General features: G+C 43.3%; 19 protein-coding genes. 11 read left to right on the forward strand and 8 right to left on the reverse strand.

The genetic code is table 11. The annotated features are described in order from the left end of the window. Positions 1-104: 104 nt before the first annotated feature. The 4 genes from AC3CIA_RS06290 (at position 105) to AC3CIA_RS06305 (ending at position 4089) form a co-directional block, all read left to right on the forward strand. The gene (locus AC3CIA_RS06290) at positions 105-1508 is read left to right on the forward strand and encodes an aminotransferase-like domain-containing protein (RefSeq protein ID WP_171307725.1); all 1404 of its coding nucleotides are present in this window, start codon (positions 105-107) and stop codon (positions 1506-1508) included. Between the two features lie 127 nt (positions 1509-1635). Further along, positions 1636-1842: a hypothetical protein gene (locus tag AC3CIA_RS06295; RefSeq protein ID WP_004734707.1), complete on the forward strand. Its 207-nt coding sequence runs from the start codon at positions 1636-1638 to the stop codon at positions 1840-1842. Positions 1843-2249: 407 nt separating this feature from the next. Continuing rightward, the gene (locus AC3CIA_RS06300; protein ID WP_488518875.1) at positions 2250-2927 is read left to right on the forward strand and encodes a hypothetical protein; all 678 of its coding nucleotides are present in this window, start codon (positions 2250-2252) and stop codon (positions 2925-2927) included. A 1-nt stretch (position 2928) separates the two neighbouring features. Beyond that, positions 2929-4089, forward strand: a complete 1161-nt coding sequence (locus tag AC3CIA_RS06305) for a trypsin-like serine peptidase (protein ID WP_146458110.1) — start codon at positions 2929-2931, stop codon at positions 4087-4089. A 146-nt stretch (positions 4090-4235) separates the two neighbouring features. On the opposite strand, the gene asnS is transcribed toward AC3CIA_RS06305, so the two are convergent. Beyond that, positions 4236-5636, reverse strand: coding sequence for an asparagine--tRNA ligase (gene asnS, locus AC3CIA_RS06310; protein ID WP_004734710.1), 1401 nt, complete (start codon positions 5634-5636; stop codon positions 4236-4238). Positions 5637-6382: 746 nt separating this feature from the next. Here asnS and AC3CIA_RS06315 point away from each other — a divergent pair. Next, the gene (locus AC3CIA_RS06315; protein WP_171314645.1) at positions 6383-7873 is read left to right on the forward strand and encodes a SulP family inorganic anion transporter; all 1491 of its coding nucleotides are present in this window, start codon (positions 6383-6385) and stop codon (positions 7871-7873) included. Between the two features lie 105 nt (positions 7874-7978). Here AC3CIA_RS06315 and AC3CIA_RS06320 read toward each other — a convergent pair whose 3' ends face one another. The 3 genes from AC3CIA_RS06320 to AC3CIA_RS06330 form a co-directional block, all read right to left on the reverse strand. Further along, the gene (locus AC3CIA_RS06320) at positions 7979-9310 is read right to left on the reverse strand and encodes an IS4 family transposase (protein ID WP_488518170.1); all 1332 of its coding nucleotides are present in this window, start codon (positions 9308-9310) and stop codon (positions 7979-7981) included. Positions 9311-9454: 144 nt separating this feature from the next. Continuing rightward, positions 9455-11089 (reverse strand): methyl-accepting chemotaxis protein, encoded by a 1635-nt coding sequence (locus AC3CIA_RS06325; RefSeq protein WP_237299396.1) that lies wholly within the window; start codon positions 11087-11089, stop codon positions 9455-9457. A gap of 328 nt (positions 11090-11417) precedes the next feature. Further along, positions 11418-13742 carry an FdhF/YdeP family oxidoreductase gene (locus AC3CIA_RS06330; RefSeq protein WP_488518710.1) on the reverse strand — a complete coding sequence of 775 codons (2325 nt, stop codon included), beginning with the start codon at positions 13740-13742 and terminating at the stop codon, positions 11418-11420. A 600-nt stretch (positions 13743-14342) separates the two neighbouring features. Here AC3CIA_RS06330 and AC3CIA_RS06335 point away from each other — a divergent pair. The 4 genes from AC3CIA_RS06335 (at position 14343) to AC3CIA_RS06350 (ending at position 17816) form a co-directional block, all read left to right on the forward strand. Then, a complete protein-coding gene (locus AC3CIA_RS06335; RefSeq protein ID WP_004734714.1) occupies positions 14343-15227 on the forward strand; it encodes a LysR family global transcriptional regulator AcsS in 885 nt (294 codons plus the stop codon). A gap of 71 nt (positions 15228-15298) precedes the next feature. After that, on the forward strand, positions 15299-16129 hold the full coding sequence (fdhD, locus tag AC3CIA_RS06340) for a formate dehydrogenase accessory sulfurtransferase FdhD (protein ID WP_054546560.1): 831 nt from the start codon (positions 15299-15301) through the stop codon (positions 16127-16129). A gap of 265 nt (positions 16130-16394) precedes the next feature. Beyond that, positions 16395-16592 carry a hypothetical protein gene (locus AC3CIA_RS06345; protein WP_131825228.1) on the forward strand — a complete coding sequence of 66 codons (198 nt, stop codon included), beginning with the start codon at positions 16395-16397 and terminating at the stop codon, positions 16590-16592. Between the two features lie 81 nt (positions 16593-16673). Continuing rightward, on the forward strand, positions 16674-17816 hold the full coding sequence (locus tag AC3CIA_RS06350) for an amino acid permease (RefSeq protein ID WP_114633298.1): 1143 nt from the start codon (positions 16674-16676) through the stop codon (positions 17814-17816). A 134-nt stretch (positions 17817-17950) separates the two neighbouring features. Here AC3CIA_RS06350 and AC3CIA_RS06355 read toward each other — a convergent pair whose 3' ends face one another. The 3 genes from AC3CIA_RS06355 to AC3CIA_RS06365 form a co-directional block, all read right to left on the reverse strand. Beyond that, positions 17951-19312 (reverse strand): L-serine ammonia-lyase, encoded by a 1362-nt coding sequence (locus AC3CIA_RS06355; RefSeq protein WP_054546558.1) that lies wholly within the window; start codon positions 19310-19312, stop codon positions 17951-17953. Positions 19313-19432: 120 nt separating this feature from the next. Next, entirely contained in the window at positions 19433-20686 is a 1254-nt protein-coding gene (locus tag AC3CIA_RS06360; protein ID WP_004734718.1) for an aromatic amino acid transport family protein, read from the reverse strand. 309 nt (positions 20687-20995) lie between these two features. Then, positions 20996-21595 carry a CoA pyrophosphatase gene (locus AC3CIA_RS06365; RefSeq protein ID WP_488518711.1) on the reverse strand — a complete coding sequence of 200 codons (600 nt, stop codon included), beginning with the start codon at positions 21593-21595 and terminating at the stop codon, positions 20996-20998. Positions 21596-21901: 306 nt separating this feature from the next. Here AC3CIA_RS06365 and AC3CIA_RS06370 point away from each other — a divergent pair, with 306 nt between their 5' ends. Both AC3CIA_RS06370 and AC3CIA_RS06375 read left to right on the forward strand, forming a co-directional pair. Then, positions 21902-22444: a heme NO-binding domain-containing protein gene (locus AC3CIA_RS06370; RefSeq protein ID WP_017080579.1), complete on the forward strand. Its 543-nt coding sequence runs from the start codon at positions 21902-21904 to the stop codon at positions 22442-22444. Position 22445: 1 nt separating this feature from the next. Beyond that, entirely contained in the window at positions 22446-24164 is a 1719-nt protein-coding gene (locus AC3CIA_RS06375) for an ATP-binding protein (protein ID WP_488518712.1), read from the forward strand. A 230-nt stretch (positions 24165-24394) separates the two neighbouring features. Here the strand turns inward: AC3CIA_RS06375 and pabB are convergent, their stop codons facing one another. After that, positions 24395-25774 (reverse strand): aminodeoxychorismate synthase component I, encoded by a 1380-nt coding sequence (gene pabB, locus AC3CIA_RS06380; protein WP_488518713.1) that lies wholly within the window; start codon positions 25772-25774, stop codon positions 24395-24397. Positions 25775-25961: the final 187 nt, after the last annotated feature.

A 25961-nucleotide genomic window follows, 5' to 3' on the forward strand; every position in this document is an offset into this window, starting at 1 on the left:
ACTATTATAGAAATTAGGTCCAATCATATGGATAGCAGCAATAGTTGTTAACGTTAGTGATAAAATCCTCGGCTTATTAGAATTTATCTAGGTAGTACAATTAGATGGCGCGTTATGAAGAGCTTGCAAAGGATATTCGAACTCAGATCGCTAATAACACTTGGCGATCCGGAGAGAAGATCCCTTCGGTACGCATGAGTTGTCGAAATTACAACGTCAGTAATAGTACTGTCTTACAAGCCTACCAATTGTTAGAAAGCGAAGGGTGGATCATCGCTAAGCCTCAGTCGGGCTACTTTGTTGCACCACGTGTGGACGGCGTTGATTATGAACTGCCGTTAGTACACCAAAAGAAAGCCATTAATGATCGCTTATTCGACTTTTTGAAGTCGAGTTCCGCAGAAGGTGTGATTCCTTTTGGCTCAGCATTCCCAGACCCTGATCTGTTTCCTTTACCTACCTTGACCCGAAATCTCGCGAGTGCTGGCAGAAAAATGACTGGCGCGAGTGTCATTAATAATCTGCCACCGGGCAGTGAGTCCTTAAGAAGACAAATCGCGCAGCGTTACCTGCAACAAGGCATTACGGTTAACCATCAAGATATCGTGATTACCTCTGGCGCAATGGAAGCGCTTAACTTAAGCCTGCAAACGGTTACTAAGTCGGGTGATAATGTTGTGATTGAATCTCCTGCTTTCTATGGTGCTTTACAGGCCGTTGAGAGGTTAGGGCTTAACCCTATTGAAGTGGATGTATGCCCTGTTAATGGGTTGAATCTCCAACAGTTTGAACACGCGTTGAAAACTCAAAACGTGAAAGCGTGTTGGTTGATGACAACCTTTCAAAACCCGACGGGAACAAGTTTGTCTGAAGAGGCGAAGCGCCGTGTGGTTGAGATTGCAGAACAACACGAAACCTACATTATTGAAGATGACGTATATGGTGACCTCTACTTCGAAGGGCATAAACCCAAGCCACTAAAAGCCTTCGATAAGACCGATTCTGTTCTGCTTTGTGGTTCGTACTCAAAAAGTCTGTGTCCGGGTTATCGGGTCGGCTGGGTTGTGAACACGCGTTTCAATGATGCCATTCAAAAGCTGCAACTTCTTTCTACACTGTCGAGTAGTGCGCCTGTTCAACTTGGCGTCGCACACTTCTTAACACATGAAAGCTACGACAATCACCTTCGTAAATTACGTAAAAATCTTCTAGTGAGAAAAGAGCGATTCATTGAGGTCATCAAGCAGTACTTCCCGCATTCCGTCGAGATTGAAGAACCGGCTGGTGGATACTTCATATGGATTCGTCTTTCCGCCAAATTCGACAGTCAACAATTTTACCAACTAGCGATTGCTCAGGGGATCAGCGTCGCTTCAGGCGATCTGTTTAGTGAGCAGGGCAGAGTAGATAACGCGATCAGATTGAACTTCTCTTATGAACTCACAGAAGAGAAAGAACAAGCACTAATCTTGCTTGGCAAACTGGCACATCAACTTACGCATTCGTAAAATCTTAAGTCACTCATAAAACAGACAATGATTTCAACTGTACGGATTGTTTCTGGTGCAACTGTACGCCTTGTACAACAAAGAGTTGTGATTCAATACAGTTAGACCAAATATTGGAGATACCGTTATGTTGAAAATGACTATGGGAAATGAAGTTAAGCTGATTATCGTCGCGATTGTGTGTGCGCTTCTGCTTATTCTCGGCCACGTATTGCTGGCAAAAGCCTTCGCTGATATGGCTTGGGCTGAATATACAACAGCGGCTATCCCGTTCGTTATGATGGCAATCTGCGGTCTCGCGATAAAATACGCTATCGACCAAGATGTAGATTAAGCCGATTATCCAGTCGAATTATTTTAAGCCCTGCCAGAATTTGGCAGGGCTTTTTCGTTTCAAATAACCTGAATTTTTGAATAATGGCATCAAACTTGAGCTCTGAAGGCTATCTCATACTTTAATGCCACAGGCTTTGTAAGTCTGTGTAAGCGCGAAATGGTGATTATTTGGAATATGCATCACCTTTAGTCAAAAACTTGGCTTATTGGTTGTGCTGGGAAATAACTAGAGCCTACCTTTTATTGCTATATATTCACGTCAATTATTGGTCGCTGTGCGATAAAAGTGACCCAGTTAAGGGCTTACAGTACCTTACAGGTTTAAATTCCCCATTTATTACAATTGGTTATGACTAATTGAGGTGCGGGATTATGAGATTGAAATATACAAAAACAAACCTGTGCATGTTGGCTTTGTTAGCCACCAATGCTTCAGCAAGCGAACTCCATGTTGATTTGAATCGACTAAGCAATTTTTCGGAAGTTGGTACGAATAGATTGTCTATTTCCAGTGAATTTATCGGCTATGAGCTTGATGAGGGAAAGTATCGTTACGCAAGAGAGGTGGATCTAAATGGTTTGGATTGGGCCTTTTTGTATGGTGATCATCAAAGAGTTGAGAAAGAAAATATTGATCTGATAAGCGATGTAACCGTGAGTGGTGAATTAAAGCAGATCATTAATTCAGATAGTAAAAACGCCTTTGGCAATCGTTATTACTGGCAAGGCGGTGACTCTAACGATTATAAACAGGAACTAACTTTTGCTGGTCTAATTCAAGGTACTGGTGGTTTTGATTTTCATGTTAAACCGGGGAAACAAGGGCGTTTTTCTGTTGAACTGTACACGCACAACTGGTTGTCTTCTGCCAATGTGACGGCGTGTATTAAAAAGCAATGTAACACTATCAAAAATGATATTTCCTTTCACATGACCAGTGTAAAAAACATCGTCACCTTTGAAACCCAATCTCCAGATGACATCGTAGAAATCTCATATTCACGCCAATATAGGCAGTTTGATTTTGAATCGAGACAAGGCTATCACGCTATTGAGGCTATCCAGTTGAGAGAGGTTGAGTAACATGAAAAGAATCATTCTAGCATCAGCAATTGTAGCGACTTTTTCTGCTCACTCAGGTCTCGGGAAAATGGATCGTTCGGTCACTCAACACAAAACGTTCGCTCTACAAACTCAGTTCGATTTTGCATGTCATATGAATGCAGGCTCGGCAACGTTGATTGACCCTTACTGGGTGATAACGGCAAATCACGTATCAGGCTCTAAAAGTGAAGGGTATGAAAATGCAGTAACTTGCTCTTCTTATGAAAAAGATGAGAACGGTAAATACAACGTTATTCATACATCACGTGCGACTACTGACCCTGATGGTGAGTGGGGGGAGTATGAATTTACCGATGGCATTTATGATTTCGCTCTGGTGCGCTTAGACACGCCAATAACCGGTATTAAACCTGCGAAGTTACCAGAGAAAGGGATGTTCGATCATTCAGAGGTTTATGAAGTAAATAGCGTTGGCTTTGGCAACTACAACGGCCGTAATGGCGGAAAGAAATTTGTTAAGTACAATGACACAGATAAGAAATGGTTAGCTGAATATAAATATAACCCGGTGATCATGCCTCAAAGTGATTTGCAGTGGCTGATCATCCATGGCGACTCAGGTTCAGGCATTACGATTGAACGAGACGACGAGTTTTACATTATTGGAGAAATTGGCCTTCAATATTATGGCGAGCTTGGTTGGCAAGATACCTTTGATGATGTTTTGGGGAGATTAGATTCCTTAAACAAGGATATGAGAACGCATGGGTTTAGTTACTCGAAGCCAGTAAATCTTGGTGACGTAAGATGGACGCCAACGACCCAGAACAGTATCGAAGATCTTCATGCCTTTTACAGCTACTGGAAAGCTGGAAGTATGGACTTTAATGGTACTTATTGGACGAAGGATGGCGGTATTTACAACACCGCTTATGCGCAAGAAGGTGAAACGTACACTTTTGAAACTGTCATTCCTGCAAACCCAAAAGCGCCCGCTTTTGATGTGTTTGTAAATGGTCGTCAGGTTGCTCATAACATTAGGGCGGATAAGGATAGTTTATTCTTTAAAGTGAATGCTTTTGAGCAAAAGGGTGATCAGATGGTGATTGAATTTAAGCCGCTAGAACAGACGGGCGAGAAGATACTTTTAGATCACTTTTTGGTTCGTACTGTCGAGTAGATTGAGCAGTTAAGCTTTTATCAGTAGGCGCTTATCAATGGCGCTTATGAACATGCCCTTATAAATGAGCGCGTATAAAAAAACCTCCGTATATACGGAGGTTTTTATCTATCTATACTGACTTCTCTGAAAGAAGAAAGCTGAGATTAGAAGTTAGCAGAGCGTGGCGTACGTGGGAATGGAATCACGTCACGAACGTTGCCCATACCTGTTACGTAAGATACTAGACGCTCGAAGCCAAGACCGAAGCCTGCGTGTGGCACGGTGCCGTATTTACGTAGGTCGCGGTACCAGCTCATGTGTTCTGGGTCGATACCCATGCCAATCATGCGCTCGTCTAGAATGTCTAGACGTTCTTCACGTTGTGCACCACCGATGATTTCACCGATGCCTGGTGCAAGTACGTCCATTGCTGCAACTGTTTTACCGTCGTCGTTTAAGCGCATGTAGAAAGCTTTGATGTCTTTCGGGTAGTTCTTAACGATAACAGGAGCTTTAAAGTGCTCTTCAGCTAGGTAACGCTCATGCTCTGAAGACATGTCGATGCCCCACTCAACGTCGAATTCAAATTTCTTACCAGAATCTAGTAGGATTTGGATTGCGTCAGTGTAGTCAACCTGTGCGAAATCAGCGTCTACGAATTGCTCTAGACGAGTGATTGCTTCTTTGTCGATGCGAGAAGCGAAGAACTCAAGGTCGTCGCGGCGCTCTTCAAGAACAGCAGCGAAAACGTACTTAAGCATGTCTTCAGCCAGTTTTGCTACATCGTCAAGGTCTGCAAACGCAACTTCAGGCTCAACCATCCAGAACTCAGCTAGGTGGCGGCTTGTGTTTGAGTTTTCAGCACGGAACGTAGGACCGAAAGTGTAAACCTTGCTTAGTGCACAAGCGTAAGCTTCAGCATTAAGTTGGCCAGATACAGTTAGGAAAGTCTCTTTACCGAAGAAATCTTCGTTGAAATCAACTTTGCCTTCGTCAGTGCGAGGTAGGTTTTCCATGTCTAGCGTAGATACGCGGAACATTTCACCAGCGCCTTCTGCATCAGATGCAGTGATAAGCGGTGCTGAAGTCCAGAAGAAACCTTGCTCGTGGTAGAAACGGTGAATCGCTTGCGATAAACAGTTACGTACACGTGCTACTGCGCCGATCACGTTTGTACGTGGGCGTAGGTGAGCAACTTCACGAAGGTATTCGATAGAGTGACGTGTCTTAGCCATTGGATAAGTGTCAGCGTCTTCAACCCAGCCTACAACTTTAACGTCAGTTGCTGCTAGTTCGAAGTCTTGACCTTTCGCAGGAGACTCAACAATCTTACCAGTTACTTCAACAGAGCAGCCAGTTGTTAGCTTTAATACTTCGTCTTCGTAATTATTAAGATTATTAGGAACCACGGCCTGAATCGGGTCGAAACAAGAGCCGTCATAAATGGCAAGGAAAGAGATTCCAGCTTTGGAATCACGACGTGAACGGATCCAGCCGCGAACAGTTACTTCACTGTCTACCGCTAGCTTGCCGCCAAGTACGTCTGTTACAGGCGCGTAAGTCATGTTGATTTCATTCTCCATTGAGGGACAAATTCAACTCAAAGGTACTGGCATTAATACAAACAAATAGACATTTGCATAATAATTAGCCGAAACATTGAGTTGTATAAACTTTTTAAATCGATTGAACATATTACCTGTCATACAGACAGCTTCAACCTTTATTCTTGCTCGACGAAAGAAATATTGTGTCTACAGACAAGAAAAACCACTAAGGGTTGTTTTTTTGTTCGATTTCATGCGGTGCAATTGCCGTTAGACGTTTATAGACGTTTATAAACGTTATGTCGAGTTAGGCTGTTAAACTAGGTTAGTAACCGTTTTGGTCAATAGCCGTAACCGTTTTAATGAATAGCAGTAACCGTTGACGAGGTGGTATAGGTTTGGAATCTTTGTTTGCAATAATGAATGTGTGATTGCATCAAGACTCACTTTATATTGGCGCGGCTCAAGCTAGCTCAATGCTTACGATCCAACTTAATACTTACGATCTAGTCTAATGTTTACTCGCTAGCTTAATTTGTATTGTTTACCTTAGTACCTATTATCAATCGGCTTGAGCTTACTTATTCAATAGCAAATCAATCACAAACCAGAGGAGTTTAATATTCACGTGTTAATTACGCCGCCTTAGCCCCTGCATTCTCTCTACACCCGCACTTTTCGAGCGCTCGCTCATTCAAGAAAAACAGTCGATCAAATTATGTCTCAACAAGGCAGGGATGACTGTATAAGTAAAAGAGAATTACATGCTTAATTATTTAAAAAAACACTGGTTATCAAATGTTAAAGGAGATTCATTATCTGGGATTGTCGTTGCACTTGCATTGATCCCTGAAGCTATCGCATTTTCAATTATCGCAGGCGTAGATCCTAAAGTAGGGTTGTACGCATCTTTTTGTATTTGTGTCGTCACCGCTTTGGTTGGAAGTCGTCCGGGAATGATCTCCGGAGCAACGGGCGCAATGGCACTGTTAATGGTTACTTTAGTTAAAGACCACGGGCTAGAATATCTACTCGCCGCTTCATTCCTTGCTGGCGTGATTCAAATTGCCGCGGGTTATCTCAAGCTGGGTAACTTAATGAACTTTGTTTCAAAATCAGTCATAACGGGTTTTGTTAACGCACTCGCGATTCTTATCTTCATGGCGCAACTCCCCGAACTCATCAATGTGCCATCAAGCGTTTACCTGTTAGTCGTTCTTGGTTTAGCGATCATTTATCTGCTTCCTTATTTCCCTAAATTAGGCAGTGCGATACCGTCTCCATTGATTGCCATCGTAGTACTTACTATCGTCAGTCTGCTCTTTGGTTTGGATGTCAGAACAATTGGCGATATGGGTAAGCTTCCCGATTCACTCCCGGTATTTTTGATTCCTAATATTCCATTCACGTTTGATACGCTGGCGACCATACTTCCTTATTCTATTGCTCTGTCCCTCGTAGGCTTATTAGAGTCCTTAATGACCGCGACGATCGTCGATGATCTGACTGATACAGAAAGTAATAAAAACAATGAATGCAAAGGGCAGGGTGTAGCGAATATCGTGGCCTCTTTATTTGGTGGTATGGCGGGGTGTGCGATGATTGGCCAGTCGATCATTAACATCAAATCTGGCGGCTTAACCCGATTATCCAGTCTGATCGCCGGGGTTGTTTTACTGCTAATGGTGGTGTTTGTTTCTGATTGGTTGAAGCTGATACCGATGGCCGCTTTAGTGTCTGTGATGATCATGGTTTCAATCGGCACGTTTTCATGGCGTTCTGTTGTTGAGCTTAAAGACCACACACTCCCAACTAACGTAACCATGCTAGCAACCGTGGCGGTGGTGGTGTTTACTCACAATCTCGCAATAGGTGTTGCGGTTGGCGTGGTGCTATCGGCTCTGTTTTATGCACATGCTAGCAAGTCGATGGTCTTTATATCCGATGAAGTGGTGACTAACGAAATGCACACTACCCACCGAGTAAAAGGCCATGTCTTCTTTGCTTCTTCAGATGCGTTTGTCGATCTATTTGATTATGACAATGCGACCTCTTTAGTGACCATCGATATTTCGGATGCGTCTTTCCTAGATAACACGTCGGTTGAGGCTCTTGATAAGGTCGTATTTAAGTTCCGTAAAAAGGGCGCTTATGTAGAAGTCGCAGGAATGGATACCGTGAGTGCGAATCTGATATTCAAACACGCGATGTACCACAAGCATAAAGATTTAACTGCGGTTTCCATTACGCACTAATCGTGGTTTAAGCCTTTAAGCCTTTAAGCCTTTAAGCCTTTAAGCCTGAAACTCGGAACTAGACATTGTTATGAAGATAAAGCGCTCATCTTTGAGTAATGCCAGTCAGTTAAGCTGACTGGCATTTTTTCTATTCGTTGCATATTTCTTAGGTTTCAGTTTCACCCAACGAGGATAACTTCTATCTTCTCTTCGAGGTGGTAGGATAAACATCGATATTTGCTGTAGTAGTACTTCATAGTGTTTGGGTAGTTTCCCAGGACTCGTTAAAGGTAAAGCTGCAAAGTATTGAGTCACAGCCATGGCACTACTCGTAAAGCTTAATTGATTCGGCCAGACGCTATCTAACTTGCTCGCTGCCTTTGTCATAACCTGCCTTATAAGGTTATAGGCTAACAAAATCCCCCAGAGCTCCTGTTTGACCATATCTGGGCGCTTACTTCGCAATGTATACTCACTATCAAGCAAGGTTTGCTTCATTTCCCTATAACCTAATTCGATTTCCCAACGGTAGCGATAGAGCTCTACAATGTCTTCACCAGGAAAGTGCAACCCATCACGCATTGATGTAAGCACCTGATATTTCTTTCCTTTGATAATTTTCGACACTAACCGTGCTTCTATTATCTCAGGGAGGTCACTGAATTTCTTTCTTGCTTGAGGTGTCGTTTTTATAGCAACGATAGCGTCACTCTGGCTATATTTATGAACGACTTCATACTGAAAGTCCTTTCTCACAGGGAGCATCCAATGTCTTTCTTGGCCTACTTTATTCCAGCGATTAAGTAGCCCTAGAGAGTAATATCCTTTGTCAAAAATAGTCAGAGAATGATCGGGGGTTTGTTCAATGAGTTCTTCTGCAAGGCGCATTTCGTTGGTTCGATAGTCAGAGAATGCACTATCGATTATCTGATGACTCGTAAGCTCCATCAGACAAACCATACGTACCTTAGGGTAAATATTTTCAGCTGATTGATTGCGCTGTGCTTTAAACTCTTGATGATTTTCAGGTGTATCTGTCGTTCTCCAAACGACACCATCGACGGATAGAAGGTTTAGTCCACACCAAGTTTCGAAGTTAGACGATTGATAGCTATGCGCTGCCATCTTCTTAAAGACTTGCTTAACACCTTCTTCGCCCAATCTCTGTCTCGCCTGAACAACAGCGCTTGGGGCAACAAAACGTTGTTTGTCTGGCAGGACAATATCGAGTTGATTAGCTATATCCCAAACAGATTGTTGTCGAAAAAGACTCATTCCTACAACGGACCAAAGTACAGCCTCTAAAGGTAAACGCCTTCTTCTCACCGTTGCGACCCCCGCTTGTTCGAAGCCTTGCTGAATAAGGTCTGGGCTAAGAATGTCAGAATATCTATCAAAGTGATGAAAGGTGTTACATGATCGAAAAGTATTCGCAAGTTGGCTTTCTAAAGACATAAAAAATCCGATATTAGTTTCCTAATATCGGATTTTGAAGCCTTTTGAGGATCGGTCAAATGATCTCACAAATTTCTTAACTGATCGGCATTACTCATCTTTGAGCGCTTTTTTTGTTGATGTCGGTCGGGGAGTTCTAACGACCTATGACTGACCTTTATCGTTGGTGTTTGAGTTCGATAAGGTGAATTGGTTGATAAGAGATTCAAGGTGATCAGACAGCTCTTCTAAATCATTACTGATTCCACGAGTCTCAGCCGCAGACTGCGATGTGTTGTCGGCGTGAGAAGTGATGGTTTCAACCTTTTGTTGAACATCTTCGGTCGCGTGTGTAGTGGATTGCGTCTGTTGTTGAATATTTTTCGCATGAGCCAGCACTTGTTTCATTTCTTCAACGACACCATTCATTTCAACGGACAGTGCATCGATATCTGTTGAGCTTTGATGCGCTTGTTCGCAAACACGGTCGGCCGAAGTTAACGACTCTTCGCTACCTTGTTGGAACTGATGGATAATCGATTCAATATTACCTGTCGCTTCAGCCGTTCGTGATGCAAGATTACGAACTTCATCTGCCACCACCGCAAAGCCCCGACCTTGTTCTCCCGCGCGAGCAGCTTCAATCGCTGCATTCAAGGCGAGCAGGTTAGTTTGATCGGCAATGCCTCGAATAACGCTCAATATTGAAGAAACCTCTCCGGTTTGCTCATTGAGTGTCAGTATCTTGTGTTTCACTTCTTCTATGCTACTGACTAGATTCTTTATCTCACTGCTTGCATCATGTGCTTGGTTAGCACTTTTACATGCCACATCAGCGGTATGATTGATGAGCTCTGAAGCGGTTAAAGTGGCTTGTTCTACATTGACCTGTTGTGCCTGTATTCCTTCGATATTGTTTTGTACTTCAGCTGTTTCGTTTTGTTGATCGCTGGCGGCTTGCTCGGTAATTTGTGCAACACTGGTCAGTTGGTTGGCTGAAGCATTCAGTTTGTGCGAGGTGTCTTGTACCCTCTCTAAGCTGTTGGAAACAGTGCCCATGAACGAGTTGATGGAGTTAGCAAGCGTACCAATTTCATCTTTGCTTTGCTCTGGAAGCCGAGTGGATAGGTTCTTATCGCTGCTGACTTGGGTCATAAAGCGAGAGGTTTGTTGAAGCGGGCGAACGATTATCTTACGAATTAATCCCATCGTTAGCACGAAACCAGCAAAAGAGATCACCGCCATGATACCGATCGCTGTCATCGTTTGAGTATTGATCAGCGAGTTGACATGGCTAAGGTTATATTCAAGTCGAATTGCACCTAATACTTCCCCTTCTGGCGCCATATGACATGCCACACAATTGGTGCCACGATAGTTCTCGCTCGATTTCATGGGCAGAGCAATAACCAAGCCTTTTCCCCAATCGGCAGAAAAGGGTTCGATAACGGTTTCACCCGCTAGCGCTCGTTTATCAATATCATCAACAGGCGTTTGGTTGTCATTGCCAGGCCCGTATAACTTACTCACCGCATCAGCACGCAATACACGAACATTTTCAATGCCTTCTTGAGCTAACGCTTTCTGACGAAGGGTCTCTTTTTGTGCCATAGTGCCAGTGAGCATCATCATATTGAGGCTATCGAAATAGTTGCTCGCTTTATCGTGAAGCTGCTCACTTAACACTGAGTTTACAAGTTGCTTTTGCTGCGAATATTGGAAGTAGGTAGATATTGCTAATAGCAAAGTGAACACAATGGCGAGGGCCACTAGGATTTTAAAGGTGATTGTTGAGCGCATAAGGTGTTTGTTTTTATTAATTATAATGACGCGCATACTTTACGTGTAAGAGACTCTACCACCTATGAGGTATAACCGATTGTGTGACCACACTCCGGTTGTGGTTATGTTTCTGTGATGTAGCGAGTTTGTGATGATGTTCTTTGGGCGAATGAAAGGGAGTTTATCGTTAAATTTTAAGGGTATGAAAAGCCCAATAAACGTAGATGACTTAAATAAACATATTCAGCGGGCTGTGTTTATACTGGCCAAGCGTCAATATTAAAATCCACCTGCCAAAACAGGTGGATTTTTACTTTTACTTTTACTTTCAGTTGTCGATTGACAGTTAGCTGACGGTTGAAAGGGGAATGGCGTCAGAGGTTGATTTCTCTAATCTGATGGCAATAAATTTTGAGGTCGGAGTAAAGGTTCGTTCACCATAGCTGTCTAGAGGAACCAAAGGGTTGGTTTCAGGATAGTAAGCCGCCGCCTGACCCTGTGGAACGTCATAAGCTACCAGGGTAAACCCTTTCACTTTTCTCATTACACCATCTTCCCAAAGCGACACCATATCGACCTTGTCACCCGGTTCAAAACCGAGCTTCAATATATCAGCTTCATTGATAAACAAAACTTCGCGCATACCAAAGACACCGCGGTACCGATCATTCAAGCCATATAGCGTGGTGTTGTATTGGTCATGGGAACGCATGGTTTGCAAGATCAAATCGGGTTTATTACCACCTTGCAACACCGCTTCATTAATCAGTTGTTTTGGTAGTTCATTGGAGCCAAATTGCGCTTTGCCGCTGAGGGTGTTCCATTGACGATTTGCGGCAGGATTGACTAAATGAAATCCACCCGGATTTTCCAGTTTCTGATTGAAGTCAGTAAAGCCCGGAATCGTATCTGCAATGAGGTCTCGAATATGCCCATAATCTTGAATGACCCAATTCCAATCGATTGGATGGCTGCCCAGTGTGGCATTGGCAATACCCGCGACAATGGCTGGTTCAGAACGTAAATGCTCTGATCGAGGTTCGAGCTGTCCGTAAGAGATGTGAACCATGCTGAAGGTATCTTCAACGGTGATGCCTTGTGGCCCATTAGCTTGTGTATCGATTTCCGTGCGCCCCAAACATGGCAAAATCAAGGCATCTTGACCGGTAACAAGGTGAGAGCGATTGAGTTTGGTTGAGATATGAACGGTAAGGTCACAATTTTTCATCGCCAGATGTGTGCGAGGAGTATCGGGTGTAGCTTGCGCAAAATTACCACCTAAACCAATAAAGACTTTCGAGCGTTTTTCCTCCATCGCTTTAATCGCTTGTATGGTGTTGTGGCCTACATCTCGTGGGACATTGAAGTTAAAGCGGCGTTCTATGCTATCTAGAAATTGGTTTGAGGGTTTTTCATCGATACCCATCGTACGATCGCCTTGGACATTACTATGCCCCCTAACTGGTGATAGCCCAGCACCTGGCTTACCGACGTTGCCGCGCAACAATTGCACATTGGCTACTTCTTTGATGGTTTGTACTGAATGACGATGTTGTGTTAGCCCCATAGCCCAACACATGATCACCTTTTCTGAACGGCGGTACATGTCTGCGACCATTTCTATTTCGCTTAAAGCTAACCCTGATTGTTCAGCGATATGCTCCCATGTTGTCGCATCAACTTCTGCTAAGTATTCATCAATACCTGTGGTGTGTTCGCTGATGAATTTACGATCAAATATGGCTTTTCCTTCGGTTGCGAGCGCATCACGTTCCCATTGCAGCAAATATTTAGCCATCCCACGAAAGACCGCCATATCGCCACCTAATGCTGGTCTTAAATAAGCGGTATTGGTTGGTTTTGAACCATTGCTTAACATTTCAACTGGAACTTGAGGATTTTGGAAACGTTCAAGTCCACGTTCTTTCAATGGATTGAAACAGATCACCTGAGCGCCGCGTTTTACCGCTTCACGCAATGGTTCAAGCATGCGGGGGTGATTAGTACCTGGGTTTTGCCCGAGCACAAAGATCGCGTCTGCTTGTTCAAAGTCGTCAAAAATCACGGTTCCTTTGCCCACACCGACCGTATCTTTCATGCCAATTGCACTGGCTTCGTGGCACATGTTTGAACAGTCAGGGAAGTTATTTGTTCCAAACGCTCGGACGAAGAGTTGGTACAAAAACGCCGCTTCATTACTGGCTCGACCCGAAGTGTAAAATTCGGCTTGATGTGGCGAGTCGAGTTGCTTCAAATGCTTGGCTACGAGCGAAAAGGCTTCGTCCCACTCGATAGGAATATAGTGGTCGGATGCTGCGTCGTACTTCATCGGATGGGTTATTCGGCCTTGGTATTCCAGCCTGTAGTCTGTTTGTGATGACAAGGATGTTACGCTGTGTTCGGCGAAAAACTCAGGATCCACAAATCGATTTGTGGCTTCCCAGTTCACGGCTTTTGCACCGTTCTCACAGAAGTTCACTTTATTGCTGTGTGGAGATTCCCCCCATGCGCATCCCGGACAATCAAAACCACCGTTTTGATTCGTTTTAAGCATTGTTCGAATGTTTTTGATGGCGTTTTCGCTGCCCCACCAACTCTTAGTGACGGCTTTTAACGCCCCCCAACCACCAGCAGGACCTTTATATTTTTTTATCTGTTCTTTTTGGCTCACAACTGCACTCCTCACACACGGGAACGGCAGTAAACAAGGGAACCGGTAAAAACAGGCGCGTTATAAAAATAAGGCGGGAGTAAAACGGTTTTGATTATTTGGTATCGATACCTGTTTACTGCTTTGAATATTTAGAAATAGACTGGCTAATTGTTTGCCATGATCTAAATCAAAGGTTATGCCGTTAAGGGGCGGTGCGTCCAATTGATATTGCCGACTAAGTGATAAATAGAATCTATCATGGCGAGTAAATATGGAAAGTGTCGCTTTTGTCACAGTGATAAATAGATTCTTCATAGTGATAAATAAAATTTATTAGCCAGTGCGATGTGAGCTCTATTTTACGAGAGATTTGTTAATCAGCCTTGATATAGCTGAGTCTCCCATGATAGTTGCTGTCTATCACGCTATAGATAATTTAGATTTGACCTATATTTAAATTAGGCATACTTTGATTTAAATCAAAAATACCGTTGTTATTTTAGCTGTTGCTTTACAGATTGAGCTATTTCCCGTGATAGATATTTTCAATCACAGAGAACCGTTAATGTACGACGAACGCGAAGAAGACGCTTCATTTCAAGGTTTTACTAATCATTCATGGATATAAAACAACTTAAGTATTTAATCGCTTTAGATCAAACGAAACACTTTGGTCAGGCTGCGACACTTTGTCATATTACTCAGCCTACGTTGTCGATGAGGATAAGGCGTTTAGAAGAAGAGTTAGACCTCGAGTTGATTTCAAGAAGTCAACGTTTTGAAGGGTTTACCGAAGCGGGTGAACGTATATTGGCTTGGGCAAAGACCGTCTTAGCGGCTCATGACGGTTTACAAGCCGAAGCGGCTAACTGCCGTGGCCAACTGGTCGGCTCGCTAAGAGTTGGCATGGTGCCTTTAGCCAGTCAAAACCCGATGCAGTTGATTAAGCCTTTAGCAGAAAAATTCCCTGAACTTCGCTTTCAAATTTTGTCGATGACATCTGAGCAGATCATAGACCAGCTCAATCGTAACCAACTTGATTTAGGCATGTGTTACACCGACCAGATCAATACGGCTTATTTTGACGTTATAGAAATGAACTCGACGGATTTAGGCATTCTGTATGATAGCCGATTCTTTGATTTTGCTGAGTCGGAAGTCTTATGGGAATCACTCAATAGCATTCCTTTGGGGCTTTTGTCTAAAGGTATGCATTATCGTCATTCGATTGATTTGAGCTTCGGTAGTAAAGGCCTAGTTCCGCAGACTTTGATTGAAAGTAACTCTACGTTTCACCTGATCCAAGCCGTTACCAGTGGCCTGTGCTGTGCTGTTATGCCGCTTAACTCTGGATTGGAAGAACTCAATGAACAACTGCGTATCGTACCTATAGAAAAAGCCGTGGTGCATTCGCCTCTAGGTCTACTTAAGCGTAAACAAGAACCTTATTCGGCACTCACTGATCAGTGTTTTGCTGAAGCAAAACACTTGTTTAATCAGTGATGTCTATTTAATCAGTAACGTTTTCAGTCTGAATCGATATCGTCAAGCTGACCGTCTTTCCGGGTGATTTTATGAGATGTATAACTCAATCCTATATTGAACTGCCTGATTTTAATCAAGCGCCTCCACAGCCCAATGCCATGAGCTATCGAGAACTTACGGGCTATAGCATGGTGGTGGATGCACCTCTGGCAAACGAATCTGCATTGGCGATCAGTTATAACGGGATCAGTCAGGCGGTTATGATGGTGACACCCGGTCACATGGAAGACTTTGTGCGCGGTTTTAGTTTAAGCACCGGTATTGTAAAAAAATTCAGTGAGATTCGTGATATTGAGATTGGTGGCAATGGTGAATCTCATTTCGCGCAAGTAGAAATCAGCAACCGTGCTTTTTGGGACATGAAAACTCAGCGGCGTAACTTGGCTGGAACGACAGGCTGTGGTTTGTGTGGTGTTGAGGCGCTTGAACAAGCACTTCCGGATTTGGTTCCATTGCCATCGTCATTACCACCCAGTCCACTGGTTTTTCAGGGGTTGAGAGGGCGAATTGCCGAACATCAAAAAGCAGCCAAAATATCCGGCGCTTTACATGCCGCTTTGTTTGCAAATTCGAAAGGTGAAATCTCACTTTGTCGTGAAGACATCGGCCGCCACAACGCACTGGATAAACTAATAGGGGCGATGGCCGTGAACGACATCAACCCTAAGTCGGGGTTCGCCATTATGACGAGTCGTTGCAGTTTAGAGCTTATCCATAAAGCCGTGCGTGCTGAAATCACAACCTTGGTTTGTTTGTCGGCTCCGACCTCATTGACGGTCGAATGGGCAAGACGTAATCGCTTAAATCTGATTCACTTACCCAACAGCAGTCCACCTCGTTTATATAGCCCTGCACCTTAATGTCATGTTTTTGTTTGGATAAAAAGAGAGACCATTGTGTCTTTCTTTGGTTTTTATGATAAATGATTATTGTTTTACGCGGTTTGGTGGTTGATTTATATCCAAATGGCTGTTTTGTTCAATTTAATAGCAAAAAATGTGGTTATAGCGTTGTGTTTCAAAGCTCATTCGATAAGATGAAAACACCTCTAATGACAGAGGTAGGGCAGCAATGGATACGCTGCTTCAATTACTATGGAATGTGACTTAATTATTGGACACATACATGAAATTCAAGATTACATCACCGATTATTGAACCTACGGAAGGTTCACCACATCAGTTAACGCAAACTCACGCTTCTCGTTTTACCTCTTTTAAGACAAGCTCCCCTTTGAACACCTTGTTCGACCACGTCTCTGCACGCTTCTTTACCGCTTATCGCTCCTATTGTTATTCGTTTTATAACTCTATTTCTATCTGAATTCCTTTGTCATCCGCTCGATGTACGAAGACTCACATCTATAAAAACTAAACAAATAAGTTAAAAACAATGAATATTAAAATGATGGGTAGCTCCCTAATTATCGCTGGTACCGCTCTCGGTGCTGGTATGCTTGCGATCCCAATGGTATTAGCTCAATTTGGGTTGCTTTACGGCACACTGCTGATGGTTCTGATCTGTTTCGGCACCACTTACGCAGCATTGTTACTTCTAGAAGCGACCATCAAAGCCGGTGGCGGTCTAGGGTTGAACTCTATTGCTCGAAAAACTCTGGGCAAACAAGGGCAGTTGATTACCAACGGCTTACTTTACGCGTTATTGATTTGCCTATTGATGGCCTACATTCTGGGTGCGGGTGATTTGCTGAGTAAGTTACTGTCTAACTTCGGTGTCGACATTAGCGCAACGACGAGCCAAATCACGTTTACTTTACTTGCGGGTGCAGTTGTCGCAAGTGGCACCGGTGTGATTGATAAACTCAACCGTGCACTGTTCTTCGTGATGCTTGCTAGCTTGTTTGCAACCATGGTGTTCTTAGCGCCGAGCATGACTCAAGAAAACTTGATGCAGGTAACCAGCCATGACCACGTTGATCTAATCAAAACCAGTGCCATCCTGTTTACGAGCTTTGGCTTTATGGTTGTGATTCCAACCTTGGTTTCTTACAACCACGAAGCGACAGACAAACAGCTGCGTAACATGGTGATCGTCGGTTCTCTGATCCCATTAGTGTGCTACTTGTGCTGGTTGTTTGCTGTAGTGGGTAACTTGAGCGAAGAGCAATTCAGAAGCTTTAAAAATGTGTCTGACTTGATGGCTGCGTTTGAAGCTCAATCTCCTTGGGTGGGTAACGTTTTGTCTACCTTCACTGGCTTGGCGTTGTTGACCTCTTTCTTTGGTGTAGCAATGGCGTTGTTCAACCAGAACAAAGACATGTTTAACCAAAACACAGCGGTTACTTACTGCATTAGTTTCATCTTGCCGCTGGCGGGTTCACTGCTTGCTGCGGATAAGTTCCTACAAGTGTTGAACTATGCAGGCATCATCTTAGTGTTCTTGGCTGTTTTTGTTCCTCTGGTTATGGTTCATAAGCAACGCTTTATGAAAGTAGCGGAAGACAGATACAGCGCTGAAGGTGGCCGACCAATGATGCTGTTCTCATTGCTATTTGGTTGCTTCTTGCTTATCTCACAAGTGATTTAGCAAAACAATTTGGTGGTTGAATAAATCAGTCACCAAGTTTCAGCTACAAAAAAAAGGAACGCATTAGCGTTCCTTTTTATTATCTGCTTATTAAAAGCAGATTGATTCAAAAGCTATTAACAAACTAATGCTAATTAACAAACCACCTTAACTGCCAAACCACCTTGAGATGTCTCACGGTATTTAGCGTTCATGTCTTTGCCGGTTTCTAGCATTGTTTCGATAACTTTATCGAGAGAAACAGTCGGAGCAGAAGAGCGACGAAGTGCCATACGAGTTGAGTTGATTGCTTTCACTGCAGCAATGCCGTTACGCTCGATACATGGTACTTGTACTTGGCCTGCAACTGGGTCACACGTTAGACCTAGGTTGTGCTCCATGCCGATTTCTGCAGCCATACATACTTGCTCAGGGCTACCACCCATAAGCTCAGCAAGACCAGCTGCAGCCATAGAACATGCTACGCCAACTTCACCCTGACAGCCAACTTCAGCGCCAGAGATAGAAGCGTTACGCTTGTAAAGACCACCGATCGCACCAGAAGCTGCGAAGTAACGGATGTAGTCTTTCTCAGTTACTGTTTGAATGAACTTATCGTAGTAAGCCAATACCGCAGGGATAATGCCACACGCGCCGTTTGTCGGTGCTGTTACTACACGACCGCCAGCAGCGTTTTCTTCATTTACGGCGAACGCAAACATGTTCACCCAATCAACAACCGTCATTGGATCGTTGGTTGTTTTTTCTGAAGTAATCAGAAGTTGGCGAAGTGAAGCTGCACGACGAGGAACACGCAGTGGACCAGGCAAGATACCTTCAGTATTCATACCGCGATCCATACACTCACGCATCGTTCTCCAGATGTTAGCGAAGTAAGTGCGAGACTCTTCATCTGAGTGGAAAGCCGCTTGGTTTTTCATAACCAGTGTACTGATAGAAAGACCGCTTTCTTTACACTGATTAACCAGCTCTTCAGCTGTTGTGAATTCGTATGGTGCTTTAATTGGGTTTTCTTCTTCTTTGCCGAAGCTCTCTTCGTCAACGATGAAACCGCCACCAATTGAGTAGTACGTTTTTGAGTAAGCTACTTCGTCATCAACCCAAGCATGAATGCTCATGCCATTCTCGTGTAGAGAAAGGTTCGAAGTATGGAAATTCATTCCGCCATCTTTCGGGAACGAAACAGTATGACAGTGCATACCAACAGGTAGACGTTCAGTTTCTTCTACGCGAGCAATGAAACCTGCGATAGAGTCGATATCCACTTTCTCAGGAGTATTGCCAGCAAGACCCATGATGATTGCGATATCTGTGTGGTGACCTTTCCCTGTCAGTGATAGTGATCCATATACGTCCACGGTGATTTTAGTGATGTCGCGCAATTTTCCCATTGAACGTAGGTCATCAATAAACTCTTTACCCGCTTTCATTGGTCCAACTGTGTGTGAGCTCGATGGACCAACACCGATTTTATAGATATCAAATACACTAATCATAGCGATTACCTCAAAAAGAGAGCCTCCCAAGGGGAGTAGGGAGGCTCATTTATTATCATTATATTTTTTGTCTAATCTCGCGATATAAGATGGATGCCATCTTATAAAAAAGGCTTGAGATTAAAGAGCGCCGTAGATTACAGAACTAATAGCCGCTAGACCACATAAAGCTGTAAAGATTTGCACAGGTGCTGAAGTTTTGTACTTAGCCATTGCTGGTACTTTCTGCATCGCGAATACAGGCATCAGGAACAGGATAGCTGCAATCATTGGAGCACCCATTGTTTCAATCATACCTAGGATGCTTGGGTTAACTACCGCAACAATCCAAGTTGTAACAACGATGAACGCTAGAGACGCTTTCTCAATCGTGCTGATTGAAGAACCAGAGCGAGATTTGATTAGACCAACAAGACCTTCATGAGCACCTAGGAAGTGACCGAAGTAGCTAGAAGTAATCGCTGCGAACGCTACTAGAGGACCCATGTAAGAGATAAGTGGAGACTCGTGAACGTTAGCTAGGTAAGAAAGTACAGAGATGTTTTGCGCTTGTGCTGTAGCTAGTTGCTCTGGAGATAGAGAAAGCACTACAGAGAATACGAAGAACATTACAAAACCCATCAGCATCATTGCTGCGCCGCCAGTGATCGCGTCAGTTTTCTTAACTGCGTCTTCACCGTATACACGACGTTGCTCTTTAGAGAACTGTGAAATGATTGGGCTGTGGTTGAAAGAGAACACGATGATTGGAATCGCAAGCCAGATAATAGAAGGCATTGAAGACCATTCTGGGCTTGTTTCCATCATTGAAGTGTTCCATTCAGGAACTAGGTAGAAAGACAGCGCTAGTAGGACGAATACTAGTGGGTAAACCATTGCTGAAGTTGCTTTAAGCATCAGTTCTTTACCGAATACAACACCTGCTGTCATAGCAAGGATCAGTGCACCAGAAAGAAGAGGACGTGGAATAGATTCCATACCCATTTGGTTTACTAGGAAAGAATCAACCGTGTTTGTGATACCAACACCGTAGATAAGAACGATTGGGTAGATAGCGAAAAAGTAAGCAAAAGTAATAATGTTTGCGCCAGTCTTACCGAAGTGCTCTTCAACTGTGTCTGTAATATCAGCTTCAGGGTTTTTAGCAGACAGTACGAAACGAGCTAGAGATTTGTGTGCGAACCAAGTCATTGGTGCCGCGATTAGAGCTAGGATAACTAATGGCCAAAAACCACCCGCACCAGCTTTGATTGGAAGGAATAGTACGCCAGCACCAACTGCTGTACCGAATAGTGATAAACACCAGGTAAAATCTTTATAGTTAAACTTGCTTGAATCTTTAACGGCATTTGCCGAAGAAGTTGTTGTGTTCATGTTAAATTACTCATTTTTTGGGAACAGGAAATAAGTTGGGGCTAATTCTGCAGAATTTTCTTCTGCAAAAAATAGATCTAAATCATGTAATGAAACGGCGTGTCACATGATATGCGAAAAACGGATTTTTGATCACGAAATTGGCGTGCTACAGGTGATTTATGCTCATGCTAGGTATTAGTTTTTATTATGTGAAAGGTGGGGTTGTTCAGATTTATACCAAGAAAACGTTTGCGTAAAATTGCATTAATAAATCTGTTCTATAGAAAGGCTGGATTTTGTTAACAGAGATTAAACAAAACGTAGTTGCTATGTAATTTGTTGCACTACATGTCGCTGCAGAGATTGGATGATTTGAGCTGTAACGCCCCAAATTAGGTGCTCTTCGAAGGGCATCGCAAAAACACGATGCTTGATTTGTTTAACGTTAACTGTGTGGCTGTGTAACTTTGCTTGGTCTAAAACATAGGTGGCAGGCACCTCAAAAATCGAGGCCACTTCGTTCTCATCGATGATGGCTTCATAGTCAGGATCGACCATTGCAACAATCGGTGTCACAGAAAATTTACTAATAGTACTCAATGCAGGTAATTGGCCAACAATTTTAACTTGATCCGATCGAATTCCCACCTCTTCGTGGAGTTCTCTAAGTGCAGTGAATTGCATAGATGGGTCGGAAAGTTCGTGTTTTCCTCCAGGAAAGCTGACTTGGCCTGGATGATGCTTTAAATGAGCGGCTCTTTTAGTAAAAATGACATGTAAACCATCTTCTCGTTCCACTAAACCGACCACCACTGCCGCTTTGCGCAATTGATCGCCACTGATATGCGAAACACGCTCTACAGATTCAGGATGATAGCCAACCGTAGGGTTAAGCTGGAACTGTTGAAGGAATTTTTCTTTATTCATATCAAGCCAATATATTGATTATTATGATTTTAAGTATAGGCATAACCGTGGGCTGATTACCAATTTTGAGTTTGTCTTCATTTACTTACCCTTAGTTCAGTCATTAACTAAGGCATAATAAAGGGGAGGGGGCAGTTACTCATCTCCTCAAACGAGGGGTTTTGCTATATTCAATATTTGTACATTTCCGAGTAAGCGTTACCCATGTCATAAAATTAGGTGATGAAACGTAGTTTTTTTGTTTAAGAATTTGATAACAATAACTTAGTAGACCATTCTAAAAAGAAATAGAAGAAAAGGTATGAAATGAAAGGAATCATATTCACCGAATTTTTAGAGCTTGTTGAAGACAAGTTTGGGCTAGAGCTTTTGGAAGAAGTTTTAGAGATGTCAGAAGACGAAGGGATCTACACGTCGGTCGGAAGCTATGACCACAAAGACCTTGTCAGGTTGATTATCAACTTGAGTAAGAAAACCGATATTGATGCAGCCAGTTTACAGCGTGTTTTTGGGCAGTCAGTCTTTAAGAACTTATTGGCCTCATTGCCTAATAAAGCGAGCCTTGCCCATAGCACGACCACCTTTCAATTTATCCAACACGTAGAGCGCTATATTCACGTTGAAGTGAAGAAGCTCTATCCGGATGCGGAGCCGCCTGAATTCAGCTTTATTACCACGACTGAAGCTCAGCTTGTTTTTGACTATAAAAGCGCAAGGTGCATGTCTCACGTTTGCTTAGGGCTTATTGAAGGGTGTGCTGAATACCACGGTGAATCTATCGCGGTTGAAATGACGCCGCAAAATGATGACCAAAGCGTGGTTAGGTTTAATCTCAAAGTAGAAAAGTGATATGGATCCGGCATCTGCCATAGAGAAGAAACTTAAGCGTCAAATCGCGGCCAGGAAAGCGGCTGAAGTGTTGTTGGAACAAAAGAGCCTCGAACTGTTTGAGGCTAACCAACAGCTTGAACTTGCTCTGCGTCAGTTAGAAAAGCGCTCCAATGCGAATATACGTCGTATTGAATTCCAAGAACAAATCGACAACTTGTTGATTGATTTCGGGCGAGCGTTCCTTAGAAATGATCTCGATGACGTCATGTTGTCACAATTGACGATGAATGTGACCAACAGTTACTTGATCGAAGCCAGTCGTTTGATTTTGCCTCCCAAGCTGATTCCTCAGTTACATACCTATGACTATGGTGACGAAGCCGTCGAGGTGATAGAGCAATACATTCAAGAACCTCATTGGCAAGGCAACTTGCTAACGGTGCCATTAGAGATCGAAAAGGTCATAGTCGGTGCGTTAATCGTGAAGGTCAGGTTGTTAGACCAAGACTACGAATTCATTCAAAGCCAACTATTGTTAGTGACTGACCTTATCTGCAGTGCATTAACTCATCAGCTTGCTATCAATCGAAATGTTGAGTCACGTAAACGAGCGGAAGAGTCCGAGAGGGCAACGCGCGACTTTGTGGCCATGATTAACCATGAATTAAGAACTCCGCTTAATGGTTTGCTAGGTAGTGCAGAATTGATCAGCGATACCGAACTCAGCAGTTCTCAGCGTGAAATAGTGAATAACCTGAGCCAATCTGGAGAGTTTCTCAGAACCATCATTAATGATTTGCTTGATTTCAGCAAAATCAATGCAGGGATGTTGGATCTTATTCCCAAGAAATTTGCGTTGCATGATTTGAGAAATACGATTGAAAGTATCTTCGTCAATCGCGCGATTGAGAAGCAGATCGAATTTAATATCAGTGTCGCATCTAACGTACCTTCTCATTTCCAAGGCGATTTAGAACGTATCACGCAACTGTTTGTAAACTTAATCGGTAATGCGATCAAATTTACAGAAGAGGGGCACGTCAATGTCGATATTGAGTGGGACAAAAACCAGTTTGTTTTCTCAGTGGAAGATACTGGGGTAGGCATTGCCGAATCTGCACATAAGACGCTGTTTGAACCTTTTACTCAGGCGGATAACTCAAGTAGCCGAAACTACGAGGGCACTGGGCTTGGGTTAGCGATTTGTCGCAAGCTGGTGGCTTTGATGAATGGCGATATTGGGGTGACCAGTATTGTTGGATCAGGTACTACGTTTACCATTTCGATTCCTCTTCAGGTTGTCGACGTACCAGCAGAGAGCGATAGTGTCGCCAAAGGTTTTGAATCTGAAGTCGAATTGTCACTGCTTGAAGTGCTCGTAGTTGATGATATTAAGATGAACCAGATCATCATCCAACAAATGTTACGTAAACATGAGATTGAACCTGTTATTGCAAGTAACGGTGTAGAAGGACTCGAGCTAGCCTCAAATAATGACTACGACATTGTGTTCATGGATTGCAGAATGCCAGTTATGGACGGCTTTGAAGCGACAGAGAAGCTAAGAAAGAAAGGGTATTCGAAGTCTATAGTTGCACTGACTGCCGGAACGACGCTTGAAGAGCGGGAACGCTGTATTCAATGTGGAATGGATGACATCCTTAGTAAGCCTTATACGGCCAACGACCTTAAAGAGATGCTCAAGAAGTGGGGTGTTACGCCTGCGAAAGTAACTTAGAGCTTGTTAGCTAAAGTAACTTAGAGTTTGTTAACTAAAGTAGCTTAGAGCTTTTTAACTAAGGTAACCTAAAGATTGTTAATTAAGCATCGCTAGTCAGAAGTGGTCATTCACACGCTCTGGCTCAGAGACTAAAAAAACCGAAGTGATCTTACGATCCTTCGGTTTCTTCTTATATAGAGCTTTTACTGGCCGTTAAGCAGCGAAACTGTCAGTTAATGACGTTATGCTTAGCATTCTTCAAGCACAGGCAGAATGCGACTCAGCTTATCGAGCGTCTCTTGGTATTCAGAGGCACAGTCACTATCGAACACCACACCGCCGCCAGCCCACGCATATAGCGTGTTGTTTTCAGCAACTAACGTACGAATGGTAATGCTGGTATCCATTCTACCATTTCGGCTGATGTAGCCGATGCTGCCGCAATAAGCGGAGCGTCGATGGGGTTCTAACTCTTCAATGATCTGCATCGCTCGCACTTTTGGTGCTCCGGTAATCGACCCTCCAGGGAAACAAGCTCTCAATAAGTCAGTTGCTGAATATTGAGAATCTAGATCGGCTCTGATTGTACTTACTAAGTGATGCACAGCAGGGAAGCTTTCGATATCAAACAGTTTAGGGACGTGAACCGTACCAGGTTTCGCCACGCGACCAATATCATTACGCAGTAGGTCAACGATCATTAGGTTTTCGGCCTGATCCTTCTCAGCATTCATCAAGTCTTGAGCATGGGCATCATCAATTTCACGATCATCAGAACGAGGACGCGTGCCTTTGATTGGCTTGGTTTCTATGGTGCCACTATTGAGCTCTAAGAATCGTTCTGGCGAGACACTTAAGATCGCTGAGTGTTCAAGACGAATAAAGCAGGAAAACGGTGCCGAATTGTATTGCTCTAACTTTTCATAGGCGAGCCATTCGCTGCCTTGGTAATCGGCACGAAAACGCTGAGCAAGGTTTATCTGATAACAATCACCCGATAATAAGTACTCTTGAACACTATCGAACTTGTTCGCATAGCTATCTTGACTCATGTTGGATTGCCATGGCGTCGTTAATCCAAAGGCAGGTTGGATTACTGCATTGTGCTTTGACTGCGAGGTTAACCAATCGAGATGTGAATCAATATTTTGGCCGACAATACATGCCGCCTTCAGTTTGTGATCAACGACAATGGCCCATTCATATAAGCCAACCGCCATGTCAGGAGCTTCAATATCACGCTGCGCTAGAGAAGGTAATGTCTCAACACGTCGACCTAAATCGTAGCTGAAATAACCCAACGCACCACCGACGAATGGTAATTCGCTGTGTTCCGTTGTCGTTGGTAATAATTGCTGTTGATATTGGTCGAGTAGTTCGAAAGGATCCGACGTTGAAACCTCGCACTCTTCATTAACATTAACGGTCGTTTCTGCACCGATAGTTTCGAAGGTGGCGATGGGTTGAGCAACTAAAATGTCGTATCGACTATCAACGTGGCTTTCTGAAGCAGAGCGTAATAGCATTGCCCACGGCATACTTTCAATATGAGAAAACAGCTGTTTAGCTAAAGTTGATTGATATTGAAGCGGCTTGATTTGGATAGAGCGAAATTCGTTGTTATTCATTTGTTTAATTTGTGACAAAGAGTTCGATCACTGCATGGCGTGTGAGAGGAAGCAAGAGTATCATAAATTGAAAATAAAATGGGTTCTTGATTAGAACGGTGTAAACCAAATGGTTTAGTTTAAAGCTATGCAAGCGATTGCTAAAGCAACTAAATACAGCTCAACATAATAAAAAGCTAAACCAACT

Source organism: Vibrio sp. QJM3NY_27, assembly GCF_057785955.1.

Excerpts from the sequence above, each read along its gene's own strand:
- AC3CIA_RS06365 (WP_488518711.1), bottom strand. The coding sequence starts at position 21,595 with ATGAATAAAGAAAAATTCCTTCAACAGTTCCAGCTTAACCCTACGGTT.
- AC3CIA_RS06370 (WP_017080579.1), top strand. The coding sequence starts at position 21,902 with ATGAAAGGAATCATATTCACCGAATTTTTAGAGCTTGTTGAAGACAAG.
- AC3CIA_RS06315 (WP_171314645.1), top strand. The coding sequence starts at position 6,383 with ATGCTTAATTATTTAAAAAAACACTGGTTATCAAATGTTAAAGGAGAT.
- AC3CIA_RS06320 (WP_488518170.1), bottom strand. The coding sequence starts at position 9,310 with ATGTCTTTAGAAAGCCAACTTGCGAATACTTTTCGATCATGTAACACC.
- AC3CIA_RS06335 (WP_004734714.1), top strand. The coding sequence starts at position 14,343 with ATGGATATAAAACAACTTAAGTATTTAATCGCTTTAGATCAAACGAAA.
- asnS (WP_004734710.1), bottom strand. The coding sequence starts at position 5,636 with ATGACTTACGCGCCTGTAACAGACGTACTTGGCGGCAAGCTAGCGGTA.
- AC3CIA_RS06350 (WP_114633298.1), top strand. The coding sequence starts at position 16,674 with ATGATGGGTAGCTCCCTAATTATCGCTGGTACCGCTCTCGGTGCTGGT.
- AC3CIA_RS06325 (WP_237299396.1), bottom strand. The coding sequence starts at position 11,089 with ATGCGCTCAACAATCACCTTTAAAATCCTAGTGGCCCTCGCCATTGTG.
- AC3CIA_RS06295 (WP_004734707.1), top strand. The coding sequence starts at position 1,636 with ATGTTGAAAATGACTATGGGAAATGAAGTTAAGCTGATTATCGTCGCG.
- AC3CIA_RS06360 (WP_004734718.1), bottom strand. The coding sequence starts at position 20,686 with ATGAACACAACAACTTCTTCGGCAAATGCCGTTAAAGATTCAAGCAAG.
- AC3CIA_RS06290 (WP_171307725.1), top strand. The coding sequence starts at position 105 with ATGGCGCGTTATGAAGAGCTTGCAAAGGATATTCGAACTCAGATCGCT.
- pabB (WP_488518713.1), bottom strand. The coding sequence starts at position 25,774 with ATGAATAACAACGAATTTCGCTCTATCCAAATCAAGCCGCTTCAATAT.
- AC3CIA_RS06345 (WP_131825228.1), top strand. The coding sequence starts at position 16,395 with ATGAAATTCAAGATTACATCACCGATTATTGAACCTACGGAAGGTTCA.
- AC3CIA_RS06355 (WP_054546558.1), bottom strand. The coding sequence starts at position 19,312 with ATGATTAGTGTATTTGATATCTATAAAATCGGTGTTGGTCCATCGAGC.
- AC3CIA_RS06375 (WP_488518712.1), top strand. The coding sequence starts at position 22,446 with ATGGATCCGGCATCTGCCATAGAGAAGAAACTTAAGCGTCAAATCGCG.
- AC3CIA_RS06305 (WP_146458110.1), top strand. The coding sequence starts at position 2,929 with ATGAAAAGAATCATTCTAGCATCAGCAATTGTAGCGACTTTTTCTGCT.
- fdhD (WP_054546560.1), top strand. The coding sequence starts at position 15,299 with ATGAGATGTATAACTCAATCCTATATTGAACTGCCTGATTTTAATCAA.
- AC3CIA_RS06300 (WP_488518875.1), top strand. The coding sequence starts at position 2,250 with ATGTTGGCTTTGTTAGCCACCAATGCTTCAGCAAGCGAACTCCATGTT.